Source organism: Bacteroides xylanisolvens (assembly GCF_018289135.1).
Taxonomy (GTDB): Bacteria; Bacteroidota; Bacteroidia; order Bacteroidales; family Bacteroidaceae; genus Bacteroides; species Bacteroides xylanisolvens.
Genome location: NZ_CP072216.1, coordinates 1,963,456 through 1,981,106 on the forward strand (window position 1 = coordinate 1,963,456; position 17,651 = coordinate 1,981,106).

Here is a 17,651-nt window from a genome sequence, read left to right on the forward strand (position 1 = left end):
GGCAAATAGACATCCTAAACAAAAAATCCCAGCCGTTTTATTTCTTCAGCCGGGATTTTCCATCAATTATTTCACAGATTACTCCACTATCCATTTCTCAATATTACGCATTTTCGCGTTAAAGTTCTATATTTCAAACTCCGACTCTACCGCATTGGTGTTCGCATAAAAGGGAAGCAAAAATTTAATAAATCCTTCCTCTACTTCGCGATTAGGGAAGCCTAAACTATAAATTCCAAATTCTTCGTCATACCCTTTGATAGTGAGATAACCGCTCTGATAAATCACCGGGATAGGATTGTCCGATGCAGAATCAATGCTATTCAGTACAGAGATACTTGTTTCCTCATGCGCCATACGTCTCAAATCATAATGATGTTTTTTCAGCAATTCCACCAAATAAGTAGGAGTCCCCGTCTCGAACCAATAACTTCCAAACTCTTTATATTTAAAAGTATTCAGCAGACTGAACGGATTATATATTCCGATAGAATTGTGTGTAAAGTGGTAACCATCATAATACTCCCGCAGTTTGTCGCAGATTTCATGATAACTCACCCCTTTTATATCTGCCAGTTCGTGCAGTTCAATTTCCAGATCGTCATGCAGTTCTTTTTCAGAAACTCCGCAAATATCTATGTATTGATTCCGCATGGAGATGTCATCGAGATTATTTAAATCGCTAAATACGCTTACCTTACCGAATTTCGTCACTCCCGTCAAAAATGCAAATTGAATACAACCATCCATGGTCTTCAGCACACTATAAAAAGCTTTCATGGTATTACGGAATTCCTTCTGAAGCTCCTCATTACCTATTGCTTGTAACATGGGCTTATCATATTCATCAATCAGAATGACAACCCGTTGCCCGGTTTGCTTGTAAGCCCGTTCAATAAGGCCGCGAAAACGCAATGCAAAAGTTGTTTCTGACGGAGCGGTGCCATATTGCTGTTCCCATTTCTCCAATGTGAAATTCAATATACTATCCAGGCTCTCCCGCGTATCATACTTCTCCGTATTCAAGTCCATATGAAAAATAGGATATGTAATCCAATCCTTTTCCAGCTTTTCCATGGCCAAGCCCTCAAAAAGCTCTTTCTTGCCCAAGAAATACGCTTCAAGCGTAGATATCAACAGACTTTTTCCAAAACGACGGGGACGGCTCAAGAAATAATAACTGCCTGTCTTCACCATCTGATAAATCAAAGCAGTCTTATCAATATAGAAATAACCGTCTGTCCGGATTTTTTCAAAGTTCTGTATGCCAATGGGGTATATCTTGCTACTCATACTCTTCTAAAATTATTTAAATTACAATGCAACTATGCGTACGTCTCTCTTGAAATCACCCAATCAGCAATTGTCCGAGTCTCCGCACTAAAATTAATCGCGACCTTTACCACCGGAAGCCCGCAAAGAGCAAAGCGATCTGCATATTGCTGCAAATCAATTTGCTTCATGGCAGTCTTCGCATTTTGATTCAATTTCAGCTCTACCAGATAAAGAGTAGTCTTGGTGCGAAGTACCATATCCACTCGTCCTTTCAGCGTGTGCACCTCCACATCGGTATAAATGCCCAGCAATGAGAATATCACATATAGCATCTGCTGGTAATGTCCCTCATAATCCGTGTTGTCGCAATAAGGCACAGTGGAAAGAAAAGCCTGAAGCAGCTTCAAAGCCTCGTCCATATCTCCCCGCACAATGTTACGCGCCAAATTACGCACCACACTGTTCACCTCATGACTGTCACTCGTCACATAAGAGGGAATCAGGCTTTTCATCAGACCGACACGCACCTCTTTGTTTGGAATATCAAGCATATATGCGTCAAATTCCAAATCCGCACCCTTTATCGTAAGGTAACCGGCCTGATAAAGCAACGGCATATAATTAGTCGCCAACTCCAAAGGCACGTTAAAATCACTGGGAGACGCTTCCTCGCCACCAATTTCTGATGGCAACACAGCATATTTACGCAGCATCTCTATGATATAAGTGGGCGTGCCACTCTCAAACCAATAAGAGCCGATCTCTCCCAAAGCCATCGCCTTCAGCAAACTGAAAGGATTGAAAACGTCGGGCGACGGCCACGAAAAATGATAACCGTCATAATTTTCCTTCAGTTTGTCCAACATCTCCTCTGCAGTAATTCCCAACCGGGTAGCCAGATGCTTTACATCGGGAGCCATTTGAGTACGGAGTTCTTCAGCAGTGATACCGCAAATGGCAGCATAATCAGGCAGCATACTCACATTGGTGATATTATTAAGTTCACTGAACACGCTAAGTTGCGAAAACTTGGTTATACCCGTAAGAAAAACAAAGCGCAGATAAGGATCACACGCCTTTAACGGACTGTAAAAATTACGCATCACATTACGTAACTGTGGCAAATTCTTTTCTTCATGAACCACATCGAGCAGAGGAGCGTCATATTCGTCTATCAAGACAACCACTTTTTTACCTGTCTGCTTATAAGCGCGTTTTATAAGTCCCTCCAGACGCTGATTCACATACAGTTCCTCTTCTACACGCCCATAAATCTCCTCATAAGCCATGAGTTTCAATTCCAGTTCCGCGTTCAGTTGTTCCTTGTCCACATGTTTAGCGGTACTCATGTCGAAGTGCAACACCGGATGTTGTATCCATTCCTTCTCCAATGTCTCCATGGCCAGTCCCTCAAACAACTCTTTCCGCCCCTCGAAATAGCAGTGAAGGGTACTGGTAAGCAAAGATTTCCCGAAACGTCGGGGACGGCTTAGAAACAGATAGCTGGAAGCCGAATGCGTCATCCGGTACACATATTCCGTCTTGTCAATATAGAGAAAATTCCCCTCACGTATCTTAAAGAAAGTCTGTATCCCGATAGGATATAATCTTTGCAAATCTTCCATATTAATCTTATTTTTCACAAAGCTACAAAAAAATCCATTCATAAAGACTGCAGGCGGGAAACTTTTTCCCGCCTGCCACTTTTACTTTATCTGTTTTTCACCGTTCTCCTCTCTCCTCCTCTTTTCTTCTCCTGTATCGAAAATACATTCTCCTCCATTCATCCCAGATAACCCCGGCTTCCTCTTCATTGAAGGCATCCAGACAGCACTCCACCACTTTTACGTAATCACTCAATGGGCGTTTTGCCCCTTTTTTAAATCATTAAAAGTAGAGTGGCCGATGTGTACGCTCTTGCATATTTCGTCATTTTTCAAATCCGCACGCTTTTGCAACTCTCCTATGTAAACTCCTAAAGCTACATAAAAACCTTTTTCATTTTCCATTCTTTTTTATTGTTAAAATTACACCGTAACGGTTAATTATTTTCACTTTCATCCCAACATGTCGGGACGATGTCTATTTTGCATTTACTAATTTTACGCCGTGTTTTGAAACACACTCATATTTTTTGCAAAAATAAATATTTTAACTTGAAACAAAAAGAAAATGATGCCAAACAACTACAGAATGTCCTATTTTATGCCACCTATCGCTCCCATCAAAGACAAACAAGGCCGACTGATGACTCCTCCCACGCTTATCCCCTTCTGCGAAGTCTCCATCGAACAAGTTTTCCAAATGATTACTTGCAATGAGAATCTCAAAACCCTGACCGCACAAGTACGGAATGCCACAGATATACGAGCCGCCAAAGCATCATTGCTTCCGTATGTGACCCCTTGCGGCACATTCACCCGCCGTAGCTGTAAGGATTTCGTCTCCCCGTCTCATCTGGTGATAGTAGATGTGGACGGTCTCCACTCTTATCAGGAAGCAGTAGAAATGCGACGTATGCTCTATGACGATCCTCTCCTACAACCTGTACTCACCTTTATCAGCCCCAGCGGACTGGGTGTAAAGGCATTTGTTCCTTGCCATTATTCCTCCACGACAAATGATACAAAAAATATCACAGAAAACATGAGTTGGGCGATGCGGTACGTAGAGACGGCATACAATACGGTAACAGCGGTTTCTTCCGAAACGAAATCCAAAGTAGATTTCTCCGGCAAAGACCTCGTGAGATCCTGTTTCCTTAGTTACGACCCGGAAGCATTGTTCAGAACCAAGTAAACGAGAATAATTAAACATTATTTTATAAAAATCAAAACATGACCGATATTGAATCTTTATGCCGTCTCACCGAAGCAGTCGAAGCGGCAGGAGCGGACATTGCTCCCACTTATCTTGAATACGTACAATTGTCATTCGCCATCGCAACGGATTGCGGTGAAGCAGGACGTGAGTTTTTTCACCGCCTGTGCCGGGTATCTCCCAAGTATCAGCGCGAACATGCCGAACGGGTATTCTCCAACGCACTCCACACCCAACGTGGAGAAGTGCACCTGGGCACCGCTTTCCACCTTGCCGAAGCGACGGGAGTAAGCATCTGCATAGAAGAAATGCCCAAACATCCCACAGGTACAAAAGGTACAGCAGGTACAGCACGCAAATTTCCCCCACACACGGGCGCGTATAATAAGGTGGGAAATGACAATATCTCCGAAGAAAGAGAAGGGGAAGAAGAACTATTGCCGGGCAGTGAACCGCAACATCAATTGCCCACTTTTCCGAAAAACAACTGGCCGGAATTCTTGCAACGTATCATAAAAGCCGGGAGCAGCCCAATACAACACGACATCATGTTATTGGGAGCGCTCACTGCCCTGGGTGCTTGTATGTCGCGCCACGTGCGATGCCTATATGGCGGCAAATACCATCACCCCAGCCTCCAATGTTTCGTAGTGGCTCCTTCGGCTTCCGGCAAAGGTATCCTTTCCTACATCCGCTTACTCGTGGAACCTATCCACGACGAGATCCGCAAAGAAGTGACCATACAGATGAAAGCATACAAAAAAGAGAAAGCCGAGTACGATGCAATGGGAAAAGAACGAACCAAAAAGGAGGCTCCACAAATGCCCCCTAACAGGATGTTCCTCATTTCGGGCAACAACACCGGTACGGGTATCCTACAAAACATCATGGACTCCGACGGAACCGGACTTATCTGCGAAGCGGAAGCGGACACCCTTTCCACCGCCATCGGATCGGATCACGGTCATTGGAGCGATACCCTGCGCAAAGCGTTCGACCACGACCGCTTGTCCTACAACCGCCGCACCGACCAGGAATACCGGGAAGTGAAGAAAAGCTATCTTTCCGTCCTGATTTCGGGTACGCCGTCGCAGGTGCAAACTTTCATTCCGACGGCAGAAGACGGATCATACTCCCGCCAATTATATTATTACATGTGCGGAATCAGTAAATGGATCAGCCAATTTATGGACAACGAGATAGATTGGGAGGAGATATTCACCGCTATGGGACTGGAATGGAAAGAAAAGTTGAGCGTGATAAAATCGCACGGCATTCATACCCTGCAACTCACGGATGAACAAAAAGAAGAAATCGACACCGTCTTTTCCGACTTGTTTGAACGCTCCAGTGTAGCTAATGGAAGGGAAATGTATAGTTTTGTGGCACGTCTGGCTGTCAATCTATGCAGAATCATGTCGGAAGTAGCCGTATTGCGTGCCCTCGAAAGCCCGCAACCCTACGACTTCAAGACCTCTCCCACCTCTCCTTTCACACCGGACAAGGAGATTCCTGCGGACAACCGCAAAGATGACATCATTACCCGTTGGGATGTATCCATTTCACAGGAAGACTTTCATGCTGTGCTTAGTCTTGCGGAACCTCTCTACTGCCATGCCACACATATTCTATCGTTCCTCCCCAGTACAGAAGTCAGCCATCGTCCTAATGCCGATCGTGATTATCTTTTCCAGAAACTGGGTGATGAATTTACTCGTACCCAGTTACTGGAAGAAGCAGTTGCCATGGGAATCAAGGAAAATACAGCCCTCACTTGGCTGAAACGACTCACCAAACACGGAAAATTAATCAGTATGGACGGTAAAGGGTTGTATGCGCGTGCGTGTGTGTATGAGTGAACCGGAAAAAGTGTACCTACTGTACCCGTTTTACTTACGGATACGGTAGTCATTTCAATTACCGCATCCGTTTTGACTGATACAATCGTTTGTCCTGCATAAAGCATCGCTTTAGGAGGTGTAAAGCTAAGCTTTAGACATCGTAAAGCGGTGCTTTAGACACCATAAAGCGACGCTTTATTTAAGGCTCTCCTAAAGCATCCACAATGACTCTCACCTCCAATGGTGTGAATGAACGTCGCTTTGATTCGTAGCCTAAATCGTACAGGCGTTGCAGAAGTCCGGGACACAAAGAGATCCATTTCTTCATTTTTCGATAGGCAGCAATGTCAGTTAGTTGCGGAGAATAAAGTTGCGCCAGTTCCATGCGCCCGTAAGCACGTATTTTAAATTCGCTCATGATGGTTATGTTTCCGATTTTCTGTTACAAAAATACGAAAAAACGACTATATAACCAACGTTTTTCCATTGAATAACCGACTATAATGACAAATAACCGACCACTACCATACACAACCGTGCACAGCTGATTTCCGGGAGATCCGGAGTAGTATTTTTGTATCGTCGAAAGGGAGAAGAATCCCCCGGACAATATGTTTAACCCTTTAATTTATTGTTTTATGATTCGTTACAAAATTTATCAGAACCAGCAGAAGAAAGGCTTGAATGCGGGTAAGTGGTTCGCCCGTGCAGTAAGCGACGAAACGTTTGATTTGGCAAAGCTTGCCGAACACATGTCAAAGCACAATTCACCGTATTCCGGTGGTGTCATCAAAGGTGTGCTTTCGGATATGGTAGATTGCATCAAGGAATTGTTGCTGGATGGCAAATGTGTGAAAATCGATGATCTTGCCATTTTTGGTGTGGGTATTCGCAGTAAGGCAGCCGATACGCTGGAAGAATTCTCGTTGGAGAAGAATATTAGCGGCATGCGTCTGAAAGCTCGTGCCACCGGTAATCTGTCTACCACGAACCTGAAGCTCGACAGCCAGTTGAAGCAGCAGGCGGAGTATCAGAAACCGACAACTGCCGGAGGAGGTTCTGACTCGGGTGACAACCCTGATCCGAAACCGGATGGAGGTGGCGAGGCGCCTGACCCGGCTGCCTAAAAGATTCACCACAGACTACACAGATTTTCACAGATTATATTGAATTGGTAGTTGCTAAAGTAGTCGATTATTTATCTGTGTGAGTCTGTGTAGATCTGTGGTAAACCTATGGCAAACCTACAGTAAATCTGTGGTAAAAGAAAACTATTATTAATTTATTTAAAACCTGTTATTGTATGAGTAAATCATCATCTTCCCGCTCTGTATGGAGCTTAGTCCTCAAAATCGTTATCACTGTAGCCACCGCCATCGGAGGTGTGTTCGGAATACAAAGTTGCATGTAACCCCATGCGGACTATTACATTAATTATCATTCATTGCAGTGCCACACCGGAAGGAAAATCCCTTTCGGCGGAGGCTTGCCGACAGGATCATATCTTGCACCGTGGTTTCCGTGATATTGGCTATCATTTTTACATTACTCGTGATGGGGAGATTCACCGGGGACGTGCTTTAGAAAAGATTGGAGCACACTGTCGTAATCATAATGCCCATTCGATAGGTGTTTGTTATGAGGGAGGACTGGATGCGAACGGGAAACCGAAAGATACACGTACATTGGAGCAAAAAGGAGCTTTGCTTGCTTTGTTGAGGGAGTTGAAAAGACAGTTTCCGAAAGCACTGGTCGTGGGACACCGGGACTTGAATCCAATGAAAGGATGTCCGTGTTTTGATGCGGTGAAAGAGTATTCCCAAATAATTTCTTATCAAAAATAGCTCCTTTTAGATTTCCACCACAGCTTATTGTATAAAAAAATATCAACGATCTTCACAGACAGTTGGTATTTTTGGAAATCATATTAGTGTTAACACTAATATGAAGAGCGAGATTAGGACAATACCACTATATTGCTCCTAATCTACTAAATGTAGGGATTCATGTTTGTCACATGAATCTAGGGACCTACATTTTTCCATCTCATTGTAAATATTCAATTATAACATAACGTATTAAAAAGCACTTTCAGTACTTCCTATTCATTCCATCTGTTTTTCATCGTTTAACGAGCATAAGCTCCATCTTTAGCCTCAAAGATGACAGATGGTTCAATCACTTCCACAGTATGCCATGCACCCTTAGGTATCTGACAACCATACTTGGTTTCTGTAGGATTGAGATGGATACGCTGTACTTCTCGATACTCAACCTTACGAGCTACATCTTGTACATTTACCCCCTTCTGAAAATCATCCGTATCCTTCTCATACGAAACTACTTCCTCATAAATTACTTCGTCCAACTTACCACACAGGCAGATTACTGTTTCGGTAGTATCTTCATGTCGATGGATAGGCACCTTAGTTTCTGGCAACAATGCGTTTAGCATACGTTGACTGGTATCGGCAGATGAAGTGCGTAGGTCGAAGTTCTGACGTAAACGTGGATTCTCTTTAGCTTCTGCAAAGAGAGCTTCAAGTAATTGTTTATTTATTTCCATACTATACATTCAATTATTGAGCATCTTCTTTACCCTTCCAGGAACAAAGAGGTAAGAACAAAACGCCCATAGACCTCTCATAAACTCCATAAACCACACATTAATATCTTCTCAGTACAACTTGAAATGCTTCAGCATACTTACATCCCCACTGACTGCCTCGCATTGCCGCTAATCCCTCAATATATTCATTGCTACGAGGATGAGGGTAAGGCCGCATAACACCACGGTACATTGCCAATGCCTTGCACTTGGCTTCCACACCTTCCATACCCACCTCAACATAACAGTTAGGACGAAACAAGTTCATGGCATCATTAATAGCCCATTCACTACATGAAGGCACTTCCATATACCAAAATTCTTTCACTGGCTTCACACTTGGCTGACGTTGGAACAAACGGATAGCTTCCTGGCAAGCCATTGAAGTCTGCAAATGATCATTGTTGGTATCAGCTGGATGATGAGTAATAATAATATCTGGTTCACTTTCACGAATAGCACTCTCAATGAACTGTACCAACTTCAAATGAGGCACTGTGTTCATCTCAATATTCGGGAACGTTGCTTCATACTTTTTACTTACACCGATAAAGTTTGTAGCTGCATCCGTATCGTCTTCCAATTCAGCATCAGAAGGACGGAACGCACGAGCCTTTGCCTCTGTACACATTATTGCCACATTGACTTCATCACCTCCATGTGACCATTTCCACATAGATGCACCTGCCCCCAGGACTTCGTCATCGGGATGTGCTACTACTAATAAATATTTCATTGCATTTGTTTTTATTTTATTTTCTTCTGCTTACACTAAACTCTAACACCATTGATCATCATTCATCTGATCGGTACTGTATTCGTTCATTTATCCATTGTCATCTTTGCATCCTCAACAAACTCATTCAACATCCAAGTGCATTCTTTACCACACACTGCATAGAGTATGCAAACGACAGTATATACTATCATCTTTAAATCGTAGAATATGCCAGCCTTTTGGACATACGTATATTCTAATTCACGACGTGTAGGATATACCTTTTCCATATACTCTTTCTCATCTGTGATCTGATCACCATAGATAAAGTCATAAAGTGCTGCCGGTCCGCTCAATCCTACCGGCACTTTTGCCGCCTCATTCCATTTTCCATAACGAAACATACCAAATTGGTCTTGTGCTACCGGACGTGGCCCAATTATTGACATAGTGCCATTTAAAATATTCAACAACTGCGGTAATTCGTCAACCTTCACTTTGCGAATAAAATGACCGAACGGAAATATACGATCCTCGTCGGGTCTTAAAGAAGCCTCTGTAGCAGCTTTTGCCACTCGCATAGAACGAAATTTATACATTTTGAATGGTTTGTTATTCTTACCTATACGACGAGCTGTATAGAATACTGGTCCCCAGTCGGAAATCAAGATTCCGATAATGCCGACTATCCATAAAGGTGATGTACCAATGATGCCTATCAAGGCACAGATAAAATCAAATATCCGCTTGATTACTTTGTAAAACATTATACCATTTATATATCTTTGTTATATTCAATAAGTTAAAGTACCAGCTATATGTGCAACCAAATTATAATTATCGTTTTCCTTTGTCGTATAAAAAATACTTATTTTCTTTTGCCATTACTTCATGTTTTTCCTTGCCTCTACGTCTTTTAAGCTCTCCTCAAATTTTACTACTTGATACTCAAAATCATAGGTACTAATTTTCTGATCATAGCACGAGTCTGCAAACATCTTACAAATAGATTTGAGAAAGAAACTTCCCAACCAAACTAATGGATTGATTCCCACTGTAATCCATACTTTCTTGTTATATTTTTTAGCAAAATAACGAACTATCTCTACGGTATCTGCATATTCCTTGTTCTGAGGATGGAATATACCACTCAATTCACGAAGAATTACCTGACGAACTAACTCTGCCAAATTGTATACATGAATCATACTTCGCTTATTATGCCAAGCAGGGAAAATTGGAGTCTTTGTTGCCAACCAGGCCAACCGAGGTAAGTTGCCCTTATTACCTAAGCCATAGATCATACAAGGACGAAGTAATGCTACCTTAAAACTGGATGACTCAAGTTTCCTCAAACCATTCTCTGCTTGAAGTTTACTATCTCCATAGAAATCATTAGGATGTGGTTTTGTGTTTTCTGTTATCACATCCCCCTTCAGGCTCTTGCTCGCATGATATACAATCTTTGAACTCATAAAGATGAACTGCTTCACCCCATGTTTCTTTGCCCACTTCGCAATCTCTATAGTCAAATCCCGATTTACCTTATAGTACAACGGAGCCATTTTAGGCTTAGGATCCACATGTGCAATACCGGCTACATGGAACACTACATCATATTTCGCAAAGTCAGCCTTCTTCCAAGCCTCATTCATGGTATCCACAGTCTCTACAATAAACTCATCCGGAGTCTGCAATAGCCATTTCTCCACATTCACACCAACAAAACTGTTGGCACCTGTAATCAATACCCTTTTCATTTTTTATGTAGCTGTTTTTTGCAGAATACCTAAATCTGCTGAAACTTATTGAGATTTTTTTGAAACATACTTAGGATCATCCTTAGGAAATTCTTTTACCACTTTAGCAGGACATCCCAACGCTAATGTCCAAGCTGGAATGTCCTTAGTCACCATAGCACCGGCACCAACAACAGCACCTTCACCTACAGTCACACCTGGCATCACAATACAACCAGTCCCTATAGCGCAATTCTTGCACAAATGAATTTTGCCATATTTATAAGGCATCATGCCATAAGTCATTCCCTGTTTATATTCTGCAAGTTCCTTCTTATGACAAAGTAAACGACAATCACCTGCAATGTGCACACCATCCTCTATCTCAATCAAATCAGAATGGTTCAAGTCTACACGAACATAGTCACCAATGAACACATCTTTTCCCACCTTTGCTCCCAGTTTACGAAGAATCGCAGGTCTAAGTTTTCTAGGATTAAATGGTTCTAAAATTGCCCAATTCATTGCATTAATTATTAGACGATGATACCAATTTATAAAAAACTGTTTTAATACCTTCCATAGACTTACATCTCCATAATCCTCTATTGGATATTTAAAGCCCAATAGACAAAGAATTTTATATGTCAAAGTTGTTTTCATATATGATTAGATTTCATAATACTTCTATCTTGCCAACTTTCTTCACTTAAAAATCCAGCATAATTATAACATTTACTTTTTTATCAATTCACTCAAAAAGTCAATATAGTCCTTTGCTATTTTGGGCCAAGAAAACAACCTTTCGCATCGTTCACGATTAACTTTTTTTTGCCATTCGTAATTTTCAAAATTAGTATATAAACGGTCTAGGGCATAAGTTATATCTTCTGCATTTTCTTTTTTCACCCAAATCCCAGAATCACCTAAAGCTTCTTTGTTAGCAGTAATATCTGAAGCTATACAAACTTTACCATAACTCATTCCTTCTAATAAAGAAATTGGTAGACCTTCCATTGAAGAAGGTAAACAAAATACCCATGCGTTACGGAGTATCGTATCTTTGTCTGCACCAAATATCGCTCCTGTAAAAATAATATTTGGATCGTCCTTTGCCAACATATGTAAATAATCGCCATATGATGATCTAGGGGCAGCACATCCACAAATAACCAACTGTTTATCACCATGTTGACTATTCATAAAACCTTTTATCAAATAATCAGGATTCTTATCTTGAACAAGTCGTCCCATAAAAACAATATAATTATTAGGAATAATGCCAAAACGTTCCAACACATCGCTTTTAGACGTTTCCTGTGGAATATTTACAGCACATGAAATAGTACGGCAATCTTTATGAAAATGTTCGCGTATAAAATCTGTTTGTTCTTGCGAAACCGCTGTTAAATACTTATTGATTTTACAATCAAAATAGAATTTTTTTCTCAAAATATTACGTTTACGCAATGAATATTTTGTCCTATTAAACTCCAATCCGTGATTCTGCATAAGAGAAACCCTACCAAGCAATCTTGGCCATATAGAACTAATCAGTGCTGGAGCACCGCAATTATAATGGAATACCTGTATATCTTTCTCTTTGAAAAGTCCCATTATTGTAGATTTGAATCCCAATAATATTTTTGTAAGAGCTGCATTCCTAAATGACTTTTGATGAACTACCTTAAAACCATTCACCCATTCTTCTCCATTATGATCACTCTCTTGATATACGATAGGTTCGTGCCCCATCTTAACTAATTCTGTAGCAAGATTATACATATATGTTGCGATACCATCTGGATGGTAAAAAGTACGTCCTCCTATAAATGCTATTTTCATTTTTCTAAAACTTTTGAATAGTTTTCTACAAAACGTTCTACAGAATAATTATGCAGACGTTCATTTCCCCGTATACCCATTTCAATGCGAAGCTTATCGTCATGTAACAGTTTTAGAAGATGTTCTGACAATCTTTTATAGTCTCCTATTGAAATCAGATAACCATTCCAAGAATCTTTTATCAATTGATTATTATCTCCTACATTTGTTGCCACTACAGGAATACTCCAATTCATTGCTTCCATGATACTATTACTCGTTCCCTCAAAAAGACTCGTCGAGAGATAAATATCAGCCGATTTAAGAATTTCTTGTACATTGTCTGGGGCTATAAGAATCTGAGTGTAATTCGTCAAACCATATTCCTCTACCCAATCTCTGACTTGAGTCTCTATATGACCATGTCCAATAATGGTGAACACAAAGTCCTGTCTTGTCTTCCTCAAATCAGCTATGGTTTTGATGGCTGTCAGATAGTCCTTCTGTGGCTCAAAACGACCAACCGTAATAATAGTCTTTATATCCTTGTCAGTACGCTCTATCGGCTTGCTGATATTAGGGAAGCAGTTGGGAATCACAATGGTCTTCTTCTTACAGAAACCCAGATTCTCAAAGTGTTTTGCTCCCGACTGACAATTATATATAGTATAATCTGCAAAGAAGTTGTGTGCAAACCATTCCAATACGGTCTTCGCCGGAGCCAGTCGCGAGTTTCGAATGCCATTGAATACAGTCTTCACGCCTGCAAGTTTCTCCACCATTGCACCTGTCACATCACATGTTGTCAGATAGTTGAATGCAATTTCTATCTTTTGTTGCTTCAACAGTTGATAATACTCCTTCCACTTGCCGAAGTTCTTTCCAGAAAGATAATGAATTTGTACATGTGCATCCTCCAGAAACTTTTGCACTATCACCGAGAGGTTCTTCTTCCCCCATAATGAAACAAAGTGTACCTCATTCTCCTCACTGAGTGTTGCTGCCAGTAATGCAGCCTGTTTCTCTGCACCTCCTGGTTTGATAGTAGGTATCAGAATTGCTATTTTCATTTTGCTCTGTCTTTAATATAACGGGCAGGATTTCCAGCCCAAACCTGGTAGGGTGGAATGTCTTTAGTAACCACACTTCCTGCTCCTATAATGGCTCCCTTGCCAATAGTAACCGAACTACAGATACACACATTCAGTCCTATAAAAACATCATCTTCGATATGCACCTCACCTCTGCGAAAATGAACACCAGGTTGGGATGGATCAAGATAATGAGTCAGAATCTTTGTGCCAGCGGTGATACGCACACCTTTTCCGATATAGATACTGTCAGGATAGACCGTATCAACACCTACTCCACCATAAATCATAGCACGACCTTTAATATTTACTCCCGCCATTTTCAAGCACTTAGCTCTATGTTGAGGCATCATTGGTAGGTCAGCAAGACCTATCCACATCTTCCTCCACATACGCTTGGGAGGATATACTTCGAAAAAATGTTTTAATGTCATATTCATTTTTATTTGTTATCGTTCCGCCCGTTGATATAGCGTCATATACTTCGATAGACACTGAAAAAATCATAAACTTTACCTGTGTGGACGTTAATTATTATTTTGACACCTTCAACCATTCACCTATCTTCTCATCCCATTCTTCAGGCATAAATGCGCCCATACCTGCAGCAGGATAGAAGGTCTGTTCACCAAAATATATTTTACCTTTTACATTATATAAATCCACTCGCAAGAACTTGAAACCACTTGACAGTTTTTCAGCAACATCTATCATTTCTGAAAGATTGTCGGGCATGTTCTCCACATGATTCGAATCGGGTTCATAAGCCTTCTCCCCAAATGGTAGAAACTCACCGTCAGGAGAATAGTAGTTTGCATGATGCTCTACGAAACGACCAAAGTCTATCTTGAAACACTTCACCTTGCCCCCAAAGCAAAAAAACTTGTAGTCCTTCAGTTCCTCGAATGAATTCTCGTAATGTGTTTTTCGCTCTGCAATAAACTTCTCTGCAATGATTTTTCGTGGAACATTCAAATAAGGTTTCTCCCGATAAATCTGCCCAGCATTTGTATGCATAGACACTCTTAATTTCTTTATCGCTGTTTCTTTATCCAATTTTGACTTGTCAGTACAAACCACAACACCGCACCCTCCTCCACCATGAGTAGTCTTCAGAACGAACTGGCTAGGTAGAGAATCCCAGTCAATCTCCTCCACACTGTTCCAAACAGCTAACGTAGGAATGACATACTCTTTACCTATACGCGAAGCCACATAATCCTTGACTGCCAATTTGTCCACCAATTGAGTGTATTCTGGCTTATAATCGTAGATTTTCAGCCATTGCAGTTTCTCTGTAAATGTCCTCGGATTCTCCAAATGAAGTATTTTTCCTTTCATTTCCAAGAAATACAAAATTCGCAAATAGAATTTATCATTCTTTATAAAAGGAGATAATCTACGGAAGACCACAGCAAGCAACCATTCTGGGTGCTTGATCGCTTTTATCAATCTGTTACGTTTACTCATTTATCTTGACGATTATGAAATAATTACTTGCGTTTAAGCTCCCGTATTGTCAAATCATAGTGTGACTCACATGAAATACGGTTTTTGATATTGAGTATACGCTTTGCTGAAAGAAAAGATGGCAGAAGACCTCTAACGAATGCAGCCAAAAGCAAACGGTTAGTCCAAGGAGTGAATGATGAGAGTACAAACTTTCTCATTCTCTTAGAATATGCATCCAAGGCCTTATTGATTTCTACCGGTGATGCTATAGTGCGGTTTAGTTCTTCAATACTTCTCTCAAACTGATTCTTTTGGTTCTCTGTCATGAGGCGTATTGTAGGTTCCTCATTACATTGTGTATAAGGGTGCAGCTTGAACTCTATTTCTTCTGCCTCGAAATTAAGTTCCACCATATAGCCATCGTTCCAAATGTCATTTCTGCAGTTAGGGTTATCAAAGAGCAGATTTCCAAGACCATATATGATGGGCTTACTTTTGTATCTCTCATAACCACTATAGCAATGCTGATGATGATTGACTACCGCATCTGCTCCTGCATCAATAAAGAAACGGTAGGTCTCTATCATTCTTGATGTAGGTAACTGATAATGTTCTATACCTCCATGAACTATAACCAATACATAGTCAGCATTCTCTTTTGCTTCTTGAATTTTATAGAATTGCTGAATTGGCAGCAGAGGATTGCCGCCAGCAGTGGATTCTGTAGCCACACTAAACTCATTCTCGCAGCAGTTGATGATTGCCAACTTTCTTCCTTTAGATTCGATATAAAGAATTCGGGCCGCATCATTAAGATCTATTCCTACACCAACAGTGAATATACCACCTTTTTCAAGCAAATCCTTGGTTTCAAGACAACATGCTTCGCCCTGATCCAAAATATGATTGTTGGCAAGGGTACAAACATTAAATCCAGCATACTTTACTGCCTCTACCGCAAACTCAGATCCTTTAAGTGTAGGGCCAATCTTCTTGATGGTTTTTCCCGTCTCTGTTACAATGGGAAACTCAAAATTAACCACCTTAATATCACATGCGCTAATGATAGGTTTTATAGTATCAAACATGCTACCGAACTCCTTCTGTTCTATCTTCTCATTCACTCGAAACCTTTGGCAGAAATCTCCTGCAACTAGTACCTTCATGTTATTGTATAGCTTTAATAATCTTTTTTGTTTCGTTCAAATAATTAAATTCTCGCATTGCAACCTGCGCACCAGCCTTTCCTATTTCAATTGCCTCCGCAGGATGCTCCAATGCCCATAACAGTTTAGAAGAGAATTCATGCGGGTTACGTTCTTCTGCAAGAAGTGCAGTCTCGCCATCCTTCAAGAAAAGAGGAATGTCACCCACCTTAGTCACTACAACAGGATTCTCTGTTAGGAGATACTCTCCAAGTTTAGTTGGGAATCCGCATTGCGCCTGTAACGAGTCTGGACGATCAAGAGCCAAAACAGTGGCATTCTTCAATATCTGGGGGATTTCGGCAGCTGAAACAATGCCCGTAAAAATAACAGAGTTCTTCACACCAAGATTTTCTATCAGCTCCAAATTGCCAGACACATCATCCTTATCTGGAGTCTTACCGATAATGTAAAGTTTTACATCTGGATATGACTTATGCACAATAGCGAAAGACTTAATCAGCTCATCAACTCCATCCTTATTATTAGAAGCGGTTCCGCAATATGCGATGTACTTCTTTGATGTTTGCTTCTTAAGTCCGATAAAACGATTGTTATCCACAGTCATGTTCACAATTTTAATTTTCTCTTTCAATAACCCCAGAGAGGCGAAATAATCCTTGAGAGCCGTTGAAATAACAAACATGCCTTCCAAGTCCTTGATATGCTTCTTATACTTCTCAACATCAAATCCCTTAATTTTATAGATGTCAGGATGTTCAGTTCGCTCATGATACAATTTGATATCTTTCCGATTTATCAAATTGAAAAACACTCTTCCAATCGTCAGTAGAATAACCTTATCTCCAGCCTTAAGGCCTCTGGAAAACTTCCATCCATTGTAGAAACTGGCAAGTTTTGCAAATACTCGACCTTTTAGCCTCATACCATCCCACATATAGCGAAAATGAACATGAGACAATTGTTCCGTGACCTTACTATATTTGGAATCAGGTTCCAAAAAAACTACTTCTACTTCAGTTCCAAGTTCAGAGAAACCTCTGAGAAAACTAAGCAATCTGTTTGTTGGAGCAGTATTTGGGTGATACGAGTTAAAAACAATGTAAGTAGTACTCAT

20 protein-coding genes and 1 pseudogene are annotated in these 17,651 nt (G+C 40.9%); 5 read left to right on the plus strand and 16 right to left on the minus strand.

Features of this window, described 5'->3' with window-relative positions:
* Positions 1-129: 129 nt before the first annotated feature.
* From INE92_RS08430 to INE92_RS08445, 4 genes and pseudogenes are all read right to left on the minus strand, one after another.
* A pseudogene (locus INE92_RS08430) lies at positions 130-1,293 on the minus strand (ATP-binding protein); the annotation flags it as partial.
* A 32-nt stretch (positions 1,294-1,325) separates the two neighbouring features.
* Positions 1,326-2,900, minus strand: a complete 1,575-nt coding sequence (locus tag INE92_RS08435) for an ATP-binding protein (RefSeq protein ID WP_008776641.1) — start codon at positions 2,898-2,900, stop codon at positions 1,326-1,328.
* A 97-nt stretch (positions 2,901-2,997) separates the two neighbouring features.
* Entirely contained in the window at positions 2,998-3,135 is a 138-nt protein-coding gene (locus INE92_RS08440) for a hypothetical protein (RefSeq protein ID WP_153882629.1), read from the minus strand.
* Positions 3,132-3,284, minus strand: coding sequence for a hypothetical protein (locus tag INE92_RS08445; protein ID WP_008022717.1), 153 nt, complete (start codon positions 3,282-3,284; stop codon positions 3,132-3,134). Before INE92_RS08445 ends, INE92_RS08440 begins: the two co-directional genes overlap by 4 nt.
* A 166-nt stretch (positions 3,285-3,450) precedes the next feature.
* On the opposite strand from INE92_RS08445, the gene INE92_RS08450 reads away from it, so the two are divergent.
* A complete protein-coding gene (locus INE92_RS08450) occupies positions 3,451-4,074 on the plus strand; it encodes a BT4734/BF3469 family protein (RefSeq protein ID WP_008643736.1) in 624 nt (207 codons plus the stop codon).
* Between the two features lie 38 nt (positions 4,075-4,112).
* A complete protein-coding gene (locus INE92_RS08455; RefSeq protein ID WP_195436476.1) occupies positions 4,113-5,954 on the plus strand; it encodes a DUF3987 domain-containing protein in 1,842 nt (613 codons plus the stop codon).
* A 181-nt stretch (positions 5,955-6,135) separates the two neighbouring features.
* On the opposite strand, the gene INE92_RS08460 is transcribed toward INE92_RS08455, so the two are convergent.
* Positions 6,136-6,354, minus strand: a complete 219-nt coding sequence (locus INE92_RS08460) for a DUF4248 domain-containing protein (RefSeq protein ID WP_004295574.1) — start codon at positions 6,352-6,354, stop codon at positions 6,136-6,138.
* Positions 6,355-6,574: 220 nt separating this feature from the next.
* On the opposite strand from INE92_RS08460, the gene INE92_RS08465 reads away from it, so the two are divergent.
* The 3 genes from INE92_RS08465 (at position 6,575) to INE92_RS08475 (ending at position 7,780) form a co-directional block, all read left to right on the plus strand.
* Positions 6,575-7,063 carry an HU family DNA-binding protein gene (locus INE92_RS08465; protein ID WP_049703343.1) on the plus strand — a complete coding sequence of 163 codons (489 nt, stop codon included), beginning with the start codon at positions 6,575-6,577 and terminating at the stop codon, positions 7,061-7,063.
* 176 nt (positions 7,064-7,239) lie between these two features.
* Positions 7,240-7,347: a smalltalk protein gene (locus INE92_RS08470; protein WP_004295566.1), complete on the plus strand. Its 108-nt coding sequence runs from the start codon at positions 7,240-7,242 to the stop codon at positions 7,345-7,347.
* Between the two features lie 4 nt (positions 7,348-7,351).
* On the plus strand, positions 7,352-7,780 hold the full coding sequence (locus INE92_RS08475; RefSeq protein WP_117809193.1) for an N-acetylmuramoyl-L-alanine amidase: 429 nt from the start codon (positions 7,352-7,354) through the stop codon (positions 7,778-7,780).
* Positions 7,781-8,064: 284 nt separating this feature from the next.
* On the opposite strand, the gene INE92_RS08480 is transcribed toward INE92_RS08475, so the two are convergent.
* From INE92_RS08480 to INE92_RS08530, 11 genes are all read right to left on the minus strand, one after another.
* Positions 8,065-8,502, minus strand: a complete 438-nt coding sequence (locus INE92_RS08480; RefSeq protein WP_118023980.1) for a WbuC family cupin fold metalloprotein — start codon at positions 8,500-8,502, stop codon at positions 8,065-8,067.
* Between the two features lie 100 nt (positions 8,503-8,602).
* Positions 8,603-9,280 (minus strand): PIG-L deacetylase family protein, encoded by a 678-nt coding sequence (locus INE92_RS08485; protein ID WP_118023961.1) that lies wholly within the window; start codon positions 9,278-9,280, stop codon positions 8,603-8,605.
* Positions 9,281-9,366: 86 nt separating this feature from the next.
* Positions 9,367-10,029: a sugar transferase gene (locus INE92_RS08490; RefSeq protein ID WP_128131262.1), complete on the minus strand. Its 663-nt coding sequence runs from the start codon at positions 10,027-10,029 to the stop codon at positions 9,367-9,369.
* A gap of 117 nt (positions 10,030-10,146) precedes the next feature.
* Complete coding sequence (locus INE92_RS08495) at positions 10,147-11,022, minus strand: NAD-dependent epimerase/dehydratase family protein (protein ID WP_004325748.1); 876 nt, start codon at positions 11,020-11,022, stop codon at positions 10,147-10,149.
* A gap of 45 nt (positions 11,023-11,067) precedes the next feature.
* A complete protein-coding gene (locus tag INE92_RS08500; RefSeq protein WP_004325747.1) occupies positions 11,068-11,664 on the minus strand; it encodes an acyltransferase in 597 nt (198 codons plus the stop codon).
* 72 nt (positions 11,665-11,736) lie between these two features.
* Positions 11,737-12,846 carry a glycosyltransferase family 4 protein gene (locus tag INE92_RS08505; protein ID WP_074909247.1) on the minus strand — a complete coding sequence of 370 codons (1,110 nt, stop codon included), beginning with the start codon at positions 12,844-12,846 and terminating at the stop codon, positions 11,737-11,739.
* On the minus strand, positions 12,843-13,895 hold the full coding sequence (locus INE92_RS08510; RefSeq protein WP_128131261.1) for a glycosyltransferase: 1,053 nt from the start codon (positions 13,893-13,895) through the stop codon (positions 12,843-12,845). The genes INE92_RS08505 and INE92_RS08510 overlap by 4 nt, the downstream gene beginning before the upstream one ends.
* Complete coding sequence (locus tag INE92_RS27135; RefSeq protein WP_004325744.1) at positions 13,892-14,350, minus strand: acyltransferase; 459 nt, start codon at positions 14,348-14,350, stop codon at positions 13,892-13,894. Before INE92_RS27135 ends, INE92_RS08510 begins: the two co-directional genes overlap by 4 nt.
* Positions 14,351-14,450: 100 nt before the next feature.
* Entirely contained in the window at positions 14,451-15,386 is a 936-nt protein-coding gene (locus tag INE92_RS08520) for an ATP-grasp fold amidoligase family protein (RefSeq protein ID WP_128131260.1), read from the minus strand.
* A 23-nt stretch (positions 15,387-15,409) separates the two neighbouring features.
* Complete coding sequence (locus INE92_RS08525) at positions 15,410-16,534, minus strand: CapA family protein (protein ID WP_128131259.1); 1,125 nt, start codon at positions 16,532-16,534, stop codon at positions 15,410-15,412.
* Between the two features lies 1 nt (position 16,535).
* Entirely contained in the window at positions 16,536-17,651 is a 1,116-nt protein-coding gene (locus INE92_RS08530) for a glycosyltransferase family 4 protein (protein WP_128131258.1), read from the minus strand.

Coding starts and splice junctions, on each gene's coding strand:
- INE92_RS08435 (WP_008776641.1), bottom strand. CDS start 2,900: ATGGAAGATTTGCAAAGATTATATCCTATCGGGATACAGACTTTCTTT.
- INE92_RS08445 (WP_008022717.1), bottom strand. CDS start 3,284: ATGGAAAATGAAAAAGGTTTTTATGTAGCTTTAGGAGTTTACATAGGA.
- INE92_RS08450 (WP_008643736.1), top strand. CDS start 3,451: ATGCCAAACAACTACAGAATGTCCTATTTTATGCCACCTATCGCTCCC.
- INE92_RS08455 (WP_195436476.1), top strand. CDS start 4,113: ATGACCGATATTGAATCTTTATGCCGTCTCACCGAAGCAGTCGAAGCG.
- INE92_RS08460 (WP_004295574.1), bottom strand. CDS start 6,354: ATGAGCGAATTTAAAATACGTGCTTACGGGCGCATGGAACTGGCGCAA.
- INE92_RS08465 (WP_049703343.1), top strand. CDS start 6,575: ATGATTCGTTACAAAATTTATCAGAACCAGCAGAAGAAAGGCTTGAAT.
- INE92_RS08470 (WP_004295566.1), top strand. CDS start 7,240: ATGAGTAAATCATCATCTTCCCGCTCTGTATGGAGCTTAGTCCTCAAA.
- INE92_RS08475 (WP_117809193.1), top strand. CDS start 7,352: ATGCGGACTATTACATTAATTATCATTCATTGCAGTGCCACACCGGAA.
- INE92_RS08480 (WP_118023980.1), bottom strand. CDS start 8,502: ATGGAAATAAATAAACAATTACTTGAAGCTCTCTTTGCAGAAGCTAAA.
- INE92_RS08485 (WP_118023961.1), bottom strand. CDS start 9,280: ATGAAATATTTATTAGTAGTAGCACATCCCGATGACGAAGTCCTGGGG.
- INE92_RS08490 (WP_128131262.1), bottom strand. CDS start 10,029: ATGTTTTACAAAGTAATCAAGCGGATATTTGATTTTATCTGTGCCTTG.
- INE92_RS08495 (WP_004325748.1), bottom strand. CDS start 11,022: ATGAAAAGGGTATTGATTACAGGTGCCAACAGTTTTGTTGGTGTGAAT.
- INE92_RS08500 (WP_004325747.1), bottom strand. CDS start 11,664: ATGAAAACAACTTTGACATATAAAATTCTTTGTCTATTGGGCTTTAAA.
- INE92_RS08505 (WP_074909247.1), bottom strand. CDS start 12,846: ATGAAAATAGCATTTATAGGAGGACGTACTTTTTACCATCCAGATGGT.
- INE92_RS08510 (WP_128131261.1), bottom strand. CDS start 13,895: ATGAAAATAGCAATTCTGATACCTACTATCAAACCAGGAGGTGCAGAG.
- INE92_RS27135 (WP_004325744.1), bottom strand. CDS start 14,350: ATGACATTAAAACATTTTTTCGAAGTATATCCTCCCAAGCGTATGTGG.
- INE92_RS08520 (WP_128131260.1), bottom strand. CDS start 15,386: ATGAGTAAACGTAACAGATTGATAAAAGCGATCAAGCACCCAGAATGG.
- INE92_RS08525 (WP_128131259.1), bottom strand. CDS start 16,534: ATGAAGGTACTAGTTGCAGGAGATTTCTGCCAAAGGTTTCGAGTGAAT.
- INE92_RS08530 (WP_128131258.1), bottom strand. CDS start 17,651: ATGAGTACTACTTACATTGTTTTTAACTCGTATCACCCAAATACTGCT.